Source organism: Salmonella enterica subsp. arizonae, assembly GCF_008692845.1.
Taxonomy (GTDB): Bacteria; Pseudomonadota; Gammaproteobacteria; order Enterobacterales; family Enterobacteriaceae; genus Salmonella; species Salmonella arizonae.
This window is the reverse complement of the sequence record NZ_VXJW01000001.1, coordinates 864225-871851: the sequence shown is the minus strand read 5'-3', so window position 1 is coordinate 871851 and position 7627 is coordinate 864225. Positions and strand designations below refer to the sequence as shown.

The 7627-nt window shown below is 37.7% G+C and carries 13 protein-coding genes; 5 read left to right on the top strand and 8 right to left on the bottom strand.

Annotated elements, in window-relative coordinates:
- Positions 1–378 precede the first annotated feature (378 nt).
- The 3 genes from tssD to F4V61_RS04580 are packed head-to-tail and all read left to right on the top strand — an operon-like array spanning position 379 to position 1804.
- Entirely contained in the window at positions 379–867 is a 489-nt protein-coding gene (tssD, locus tag F4V61_RS04590; protein ID WP_001007311.1) for a type VI secretion system tube protein TssD, read from the top strand.
- Positions 867–1229 (top strand): tlde1 domain-containing protein, encoded by a 363-nt coding sequence (locus tag F4V61_RS04585; RefSeq protein WP_024131834.1) that lies wholly within the window; start codon positions 867–869, stop codon positions 1227–1229. Before tssD ends, F4V61_RS04585 begins: the two co-directional genes overlap by 1 nt.
- Positions 1226–1804 carry a hypothetical protein gene (locus tag F4V61_RS04580; protein WP_000876325.1) on the top strand — a complete coding sequence of 193 codons (579 nt, stop codon included), beginning with the start codon at positions 1226–1228 and terminating at the stop codon, positions 1802–1804. Before F4V61_RS04585 ends, F4V61_RS04580 begins: the two co-directional genes overlap by 4 nt.
- A 54-nt stretch (positions 1805–1858) precedes the next feature.
- Here the strand turns inward: F4V61_RS04580 and F4V61_RS04575 are convergent, their stop codons facing one another.
- Positions 1859–2128, bottom strand: coding sequence for a hypothetical protein (locus tag F4V61_RS04575; RefSeq protein WP_000439683.1), 270 nt, complete (start codon positions 2126–2128; stop codon positions 1859–1861).
- A gap of 805 nt (positions 2129–2933) precedes the next feature.
- Here F4V61_RS04575 and F4V61_RS04565 point away from each other — a divergent pair.
- The gene (locus tag F4V61_RS04565; protein WP_000020962.1) at positions 2934–3635 is read left to right on the top strand and encodes a hypothetical protein; all 702 of its coding nucleotides are present in this window, start codon (positions 2934–2936) and stop codon (positions 3633–3635) included.
- 101 nt (positions 3636–3736) lie between these two features.
- Positions 3737–4204: a DUF4756 family protein gene (locus F4V61_RS04560; RefSeq protein WP_080161215.1), complete on the top strand. Its 468-nt coding sequence runs from the start codon at positions 3737–3739 to the stop codon at positions 4202–4204.
- A gap of 56 nt (positions 4205–4260) precedes the next feature.
- Here the strand turns inward: F4V61_RS04560 and F4V61_RS04555 are convergent, their stop codons facing one another.
- The 7 genes from F4V61_RS04555 to F4V61_RS04525 all read right to left on the bottom strand — a co-directional run bounded on the left by F4V61_RS04555 (position 4261) and on the right by F4V61_RS04525 (position 7330).
- Entirely contained in the window at positions 4261–4497 is a 237-nt protein-coding gene (locus F4V61_RS04555) for a hypothetical protein (protein ID WP_058819317.1), read from the bottom strand.
- 140 nt (positions 4498–4637) lie between these two features.
- Complete coding sequence (locus F4V61_RS04550) at positions 4638–4934, bottom strand: hypothetical protein (protein ID WP_001091326.1); 297 nt, start codon at positions 4932–4934, stop codon at positions 4638–4640.
- A 129-nt stretch (positions 4935–5063) separates the two neighbouring features.
- A complete protein-coding gene (locus F4V61_RS04545; protein WP_079833405.1) occupies positions 5064–5354 on the bottom strand; it encodes a hypothetical protein in 291 nt (96 codons plus the stop codon).
- Between the two features lie 72 nt (positions 5355–5426).
- Positions 5427–5663: a hypothetical protein gene (locus tag F4V61_RS04540; RefSeq protein WP_079904240.1), complete on the bottom strand. Its 237-nt coding sequence runs from the start codon at positions 5661–5663 to the stop codon at positions 5427–5429.
- 65 nt (positions 5664–5728) lie between these two features.
- Positions 5729–6055, bottom strand: coding sequence for a hypothetical protein (locus tag F4V61_RS04535; RefSeq protein ID WP_000611140.1), 327 nt, complete (start codon positions 6053–6055; stop codon positions 5729–5731).
- A gap of 20 nt (positions 6056–6075) precedes the next feature.
- On the bottom strand, positions 6076–6294 hold the full coding sequence (locus tag F4V61_RS04530; RefSeq protein WP_000249903.1) for a helix-turn-helix transcriptional regulator: 219 nt from the start codon (positions 6292–6294) through the stop codon (positions 6076–6078).
- Between the two features lie 175 nt (positions 6295–6469).
- Positions 6470–7330: a DUF6387 family protein gene (locus tag F4V61_RS04525; RefSeq protein WP_000158651.1), complete on the bottom strand. Its 861-nt coding sequence runs from the start codon at positions 7328–7330 to the stop codon at positions 6470–6472.
- Between the last annotated feature and the right edge of the window lie 297 nt (positions 7331–7627).

The window sequence follows — 7627 nt, the reverse complement described above, 5'->3', positions numbered from 1 at the left end:
CCCGGACATGCTGAGCTTTTTGCGTGGTGGTGTGGTGAGTGGTCATGTTATTGCCTCAGGGGATAGACATGACCACGATGCTACAGGGCTGAAAAAATTTGAAAATGTGAGTTCACCGGAACGTTACGATCAATCAACCACTTTCAATCGTTAAAATCGATCAATACAAATATATTGATCTTTTATACCAATTGATTGATGGTGATGGTGTGCGACGATTCACTGGATGATTTCTTGCTTCTTTACATGGCATTATCAATTGCTGACGGTATGTAATTGATCTCTATCAAAGAAAAGTTGAATAACATTTCTTTGATAAGAGCAATGAGGAACATAATTTTCCCCTTTAATGTTTAATGCTAAAAGGGAGTTTGTTGAATGGCTATTCCGGTTTACTTATGGCTTGAAGATGATGGCGGTGCGCCTATAAAGGGCAGTGTTGATGTGAACGGCAGGGAGGGAAGTATTGAGGTAAGTGAGCTGATGCACTCCGTAGAACAGCCTACCGATCCCCTAACGGGCAAGGCTACAGCAAAACGCTTACATAGTTCATATGCATTTATGAAAAGCGTTGATAACTCATCCGCCTATCTATACAAAGCGCTCTCTTCTGGTCAGACCCTTAAAAAGGCCGTGTTCAAATTCTATCGGATCAACTACAACGGCCAAGAAGAGGAATATTTCAGGACTACGTTGGAAAACGTGAAGGTAACGGAAATTGAGCCTTTTATGATGGACATTAAAAATCCTCAATGGGAAAGGCACGACCATCTTGAATATGTAGATTTGGCCTACGAGAAAATCACATGGCACTATCTGGACGGTAATATTATCCACTCTGATTCATGGAAAGGACGGGCTGCATAATGGCGTGGAAATACGATGTAGCAACACACACCTTCACTCGTAATGGTGAAAAATACACAGCCGATTATGCAGGTGCAACAGGTTATAAGAATGATAGCTCTCAGGAATGTGTCAGTGGTAAAGGTCCGCTTCCCAGAGGCACTTATACAATCGGATCCCCTCATAACTCAGCCCATACAGGTAAATACACGCTCAACCTTACCCCCAGTCTGAGTAACTCTATGTGCGGACGTTCTGCCTTCCGTATTCATGGTGCAAGCAAAAAGCATCCACTGGATTCATCAGAAGGTTGTATCATCGCCCCACTCAGCGTCAGAAAAAGCATTTGGGCTAGCGGTGACAGGGAGCTAAAGGTGAAATGAAATATCTCCTCCTTGCTCTTTCCGTAACATCTTCCGTTGCGATGGCTACACAAATGGAAGGTTTTGGTGCCAACTACTACCAAGACGATTCATCCATCCCTAACTACGACACTAGCAAAAGCTTAGTGCCGAATGTGATTATTGGAGATAATGTCTATACGATGGAATTTAGCAGCCTTATAGATATAGCAAAAACTACTGGCGTGACTGTTAATCAAGGCAACCAAGCATCATGGCTGTGCCTTGCTTCTAAAGGTGTCAACTACTGGTTTATCTCTGATAATGAGATGGGGCAAGGGGATCTAACATCAATTGCAATTGCCAAGGCAGATCAACAAGGAAACTGCTCTCCTTACAAGGGTGATTTGAGCATTACGATTAAGGGAACTCCTTTGCTGGATGCTTCATTTGAAAACATCTCGTCAATCTTCCTGAACAAACCAAATGGCAATACAGTCCAGTATTGCACTAACACCAAAAACTATGGCGACTTTACTCAAATGAACTGCCTCCAGTATTTTTTTAAAAACAAAAGCATTAAAGGTGTGATTATTAATCAGATTACATCCAACTAAATACCAGCACAGATGGCCGTCCTAAGGATGGCTTCTTTCTTTATTAATTTCAGTTCAGGACATTAATGAATTTACTGTCACTTTACCTATCCTACTGAGTTCAGAAAACAACCTTCTGTAGCTGTTTATCATTTGTTCTCTGTCCAAATCACAGTCAACTTCTGACAGGACGTAATAACCGTAATCTTTAATGCAGATGCTTTCATCACTTTCCAGCATGAGCTTTATTCCGTCTTCACTTTCTTCCATATCGGTTGCGATACATGTCATAAAGGGTACTTTTTCGTTTATTTTAAAAATACTTATTATTTTTATTCTTTCCATTGCTTACCTCTCTTTATTGTGTTTGTTATATATTTAAATACCACTTTCCATTGAAAAATCAAATTTAACTTATAATTCAGTACAGGTTTACTTTTTGTTTGTCATTCTTTTTGAAAAGATATTTATCTTATGAGCTAACGCCCATGTGCTGCCGCACGGCTACGCCCTGGCGCTGATATCCAATGGGATTTAATGGCTAACACAGTTTCCATTATTTAATTGCAATATGGAAAGGATCCTTTTACCGAAGATCAGATCCTTTTTCGATATATAGCATTTATTCTTAAGTTTACAGAAAAACAATATCCACAGCAGTACTTCGTGATTGTCCAAAACAATCACATTGCTTAAACAGGGTTCATCCCTGTTAATGATGGATTTATCCATAAAGAATTGCGGCGTAGCCGCTATAACGTAGAGGAAAAACAATTGTATATTTACTAAAAAATCAGCAGCGCTTCGTGATTGTATAAAACAATCACTTGCTGTCCATAACATCAAGTAAAAACAAAGCAGAAAAATAGACGGTGCCATTTAACCGGCACACTCCCCGTTAAGGTTATTAAACATATTATAGTATTAAGGAGGCGTAACCTATTACATTTAAAAGAGATTTCACGGAAAAAGTTTCCTGTACGGAAATTTAAGTTTCTTCTGTGGAAACTTTTTTATAGTTAAAATTCCCAGAAAGAAGTGAACGCTATTTCGCAAAAGTGTATTATTTTTCCTTTTTTCACATTTATTTTTGACAAAAGTATATCCTGCATTATATAGAATAAACATAATAACAATAAAAGGATAACCGATGAGCATTGATTACAATACAATAATGACCTCCAGCAGTGAAGAAGTGGAAGAATATATAAACAGAAATCATTTTACAGACAAACAGAAACTGGAGATTTACAGTTTTTATAACAGAAACAGAAAGGATAAAATAACCGTAAATGTAAAAAAAGAGAGAAGTTCTGATATTCAACCGGGAATAGCCTATGTTCATGCTTTTCTTGATAATCTGGAAAAGCTCGGAAAAAATATGTCTGGTGCAGAATACACAATAATGATCCGCTTATGTAAACTCATGCAGCATGGAAACCTCATTGCCAGTATATCTCAGTCGGCACTCGCAGAAGAGCTTAATATGAGCAAATCTAACGTGTGTAAATGCTGGAATAAGCTAATAAATAAAGGCATTCTGGTCAAAGAAGGGAAGCATACCATGATAAACGCAAATCTCTTTCTGAAAGGCCAGTACAGAACATTAAATGCCACAAGGAAAGAATATGTTAAGAAGTCGCTGAGAACGACCAGTGAAGGTATAGAAGACGTATTCGTCACCGTTTATAAAGATACGGTACTTACAAACAGCGCAGAAAAAACAATCGATAAAGAAGATGATAAACCTTTACTTTCTACTCCCGAAGAAGATATTGACTGGGACTCTGTTTCAGAAGATAACATTTTTTATGATTATCCTGAAGATGTTGATCAAGAAGAAAGAATATAGTTTTCATCTGAATATTATCATTCTTATTTCCCGGTTATATTTGACACTTACACTATATCTCGTAATATAAATATATTCACTATTTTATTTACGAGGTATATATGAGGAAAGTAAAATTAGACAATGATGATTTAATTCACTATCTGAACACCATCAAAGCTTTAAAAAAATATCCAACGATGACTGAATATAAAGCAGAATATCGCAGACTAAGAACTAATGGTTCACTTTTAATTGAAGCCAAGAAATTTAAATCAGCACATATTGAATTACTCAGGCTGGACAGGAAGAAAATATCCCTGCTCGAAAAATTTATTGAAGAACTCAATCCTGTCAGTCATTCATCGGCCCTTGCATCCAAGAGCCTTGAGAAGGTTCATGAATCCATACTCTACAGAAAAACGTTGTTAGAAAAAACACCTGATGAACCCTTCGCTCTTGTCATCAAACAACGTACAGAAGCTGCTCTTGAGCTTCAGCGTTCTATTGAACAGAGCCTTGAACAGCTTTCTTCTATCTCATCAGATTTTAACGCATCAACTACAAAACGCCGAAAATTTTCTATCTAAAAAAATAAAAACATTACCAACCATATTGGTAAATCTGCCAATATGGTCGTTTTATTTTATAACTCAAAGGGTGAAACACGATCACGTTCCATTTTCTCAAGAAACTGTTGTAATCTTTTAGTCTTTAATTTCTGCGTTTTTTTCTCTCCAATATCCTGATAATACTCTTCCCGTCGCTCCGCAACGACTTGACGGAACTTCTTCAATAGTTGTTCCAGCGTTTTGATGTCGGTAGTTGCGGCTTCAGCTTGGATTTTCTTGTACATATACATAACATGAAATTCATCAATCATTTTTAGCTCCTTAGCTGGAATATTTTTCGCTGTATAACATCAGCAAAATATTTTTATTAGAACTTATTCACTATTATTTTTAGCTTCAAAATCAGCCTTGTTATCAGCCCCATGAAGGGGCCAATAGCCGTAAGCACACATCAGCATATTGATTCTGCCAGAACAGTGTAATGCATTTTAGCTAATGCCTGCCTGACCTCTTTAAAGTCCACTTCAGACAGTTTTTCAGCAGCGTTCTTTTTCCATGCTTTTTTCAGAAGATGCTTCTCAGCATTTCTCATCGCCAGATCGATTAGTTTACAGATAAACTCATGATCCATTACATGTGTCATAATCATATTACTGGTCGTTTTATCCTTTGAGTTAAAAAGCTCCGCATAGATATGCAAGGACACAACATAAAAAATTTCAGTAGATTTATTCTTAAATGTATTCATTTCTATTTCCTTTTGATTAATGTTAAAAGATGATATGGTGCAATATCAGCGTTATATAAATTCATTAGCGGAAATGATATATTTATTTCCTATGTGTAGAGCTTGCCCCTTCCGGGGCAACTTCAGAACTTATTTTCTGAACCTCTCAGTATGCCAAACCAACACAACAGCAACTTGCTCAAAGTTAACTTCATTAATATTTCCACAATCCCCTTCCTGAGTCGTGAACTTCACAAAGTTGTTCTTAATATGGTCAATGACATACATAAGAAATAGACTTATGAAAACAGAATCATCAAGCCGCTCACTACTCTCCCCATTCGCTTCCTGAAAGGCTTTCCAGTTTGCATCAAATGACCTGCATGCAAGATCAATAAACAGTTTTGTAGATTTATTTTCAATAACACTTTTTTTAGACATAATTAACCCTCACTTTTATATGATTATTTGGCGTTCATTTTATTTAGTCCCGGTATGGGGACAAGGAAAATACTATTTGTTATAAACCAGATTGATGAGTTCAGATCCATATTCCAAACCCATTTCATCAACTAAATCATTATTCACATATCTATTCAACGCATCTAATAAGTTTTTATCCATCATGATTTCCTCAACAGGAAAGCCACTCAGTGCAACAAAAACATTGAAACTTTCCTGAATAACGCTAAGTGTTTTAGGTGTTCTTTCACATAACATACTTACTACTACCGATATATCATTTTTCATTGGTATATTCCTATATTAAGTTGATTATTAGCCCCTTCCGAGACCAAACAGACAAAAGATACAGATTAGACATGCAGGATGAGATAACTCATTACCTGATGAATCTGCCTTAGATGAACAAGCACCTCATCAAAATAAACGTCCTTAATCGAACCTTTATATTTATTCCTTTTCAAAAAATCTTTAAAGTCTTTCTTGCCGTTTTCTATTATTGACTTTAATACACCTTCCATATAACTATCGTCTTCAAGGTTATGATGGAATCTTTCCCCCATGTATTTTCGCATACGTTGTAAATAGGCATCATAATCCTCTACGCTTTTCAATATAAAAAACCTTGTGGCGTCATTACTGACATTTATTTGCATTGTGGGCAACATTGTATTTATCATTTTATTTCCTCTTATTTATATTATTTAGATACATTCCGTGAGCGAGCGATAGCGTTATCAATCCATGCATCGATCTCACTTTCAATAAAGGCGACTGCTCTTACACCGGTTTTTACCTGTGAAGGAAAACGTCCGGTTTTGATAAGCGTATAAATCCACGTTTTACCAAATCCCGTTCTTCTTATTACTTCGGATAACCGAATCAGTTTTGGATGTTTATCTGTTTTGATTTGAACCATATTTATCTCCTGTGTTGTTCGATGAGATAATTGTATGGATTTTCCTTGTGATTTAAGAGGGACATTCAGGGATAAGTTTTTTACGCATATTCTTGGAAGGGGTAAAATAGGGTATGCTCAGCCTTTGTGAATATAGGCGATATTTGCATTGCGCAACACACCGCCTTTTGGAAGGTCAGTCCTGACCGGATTGCTCATCCTTACCAAGCTCCTCTCTGATCAGATCCTGAACATTCCAGTGTCTTCTGTCGTCGTATTTATAGGTAAAATCGACAAAAGACTGATAGTGAGCAAGCTTTGTCAGATACTTGACAGCCAGCGGATGATCTGTTGATTTCACCTTATCTACATCACGGATACCGTCTTTAAACTCATCAGGGTATAAAAAGCTGGTCAGTTGTGGCATACCAATCCTGACCTCTTCATCCTGCGCCCAGAACAGCAGATCCATGATAGGGATAATGTTGTAATCAAGTATTTTTTTGAGGTTGCTGACCCCAAAACGGAAATCTCTGACTGGAGGCTCAGGAGCCTGTAGCTGTTCTTTCCACTCTGGAACCATGACTTTCAGGTGATTAATGATTTCTTCGGATGACGTTTCCGCCAGATTAATTTGAACCAGCATCAGCCCCTCGTTGTTTACCCCGGCTTCCTTCAGATAGTGCGAGACTTCCATATGAGGCAGGGGTTTTCCTTCAGGGTTAACGTATTTATCGAAAGCAGCAACATAACCCGCCACCTCCCATAGCCCTTGGTGTGTGACAGGCTTGATGGCATAGCTGGAAGACAGTCTTTTTTCTGGTCCTCCGAAAACATCACCAAACACGACTTTACCTTCAATCAACTCTTCGTAATATTTCTGATGCCTGCTAAGGTTTTCAGGAGACAGCTCCGCACGGTTTTGCTCCATGCGGTAAACGACAATCCTGTTCTCTATCTCTTGGAAAAGTTGTTCTACTGTCAAATTTTGCAGGACGCTGTAGTTTTCAATGTTGAACCATTCATTTACAGCGCTCGCGATCTCCGCTTTGGTCATGAGGTATCTATCCTTCTGGCTTTACTTATCTCTTTGATATGTTATGACTAAAGATATCGGATTTGGTTACGGTAATCTATTGTATAGAGCAGGTAAAAACAGCGGAACAATCAGTCCAGACATGAAGATCGTTCAGTGAAGTTCAGCAAGGTAAGTTGTCATAACCAATTGAATATAATTGACATTTTAACGACACAAGATTAAAAATGTTGGTAAATATGATGGTAAAAAACCACGCCTTCATTTCAATGCCACTAATAACAGGAGATACAGATGAAGTTCGAGTCCAGTCAGAGG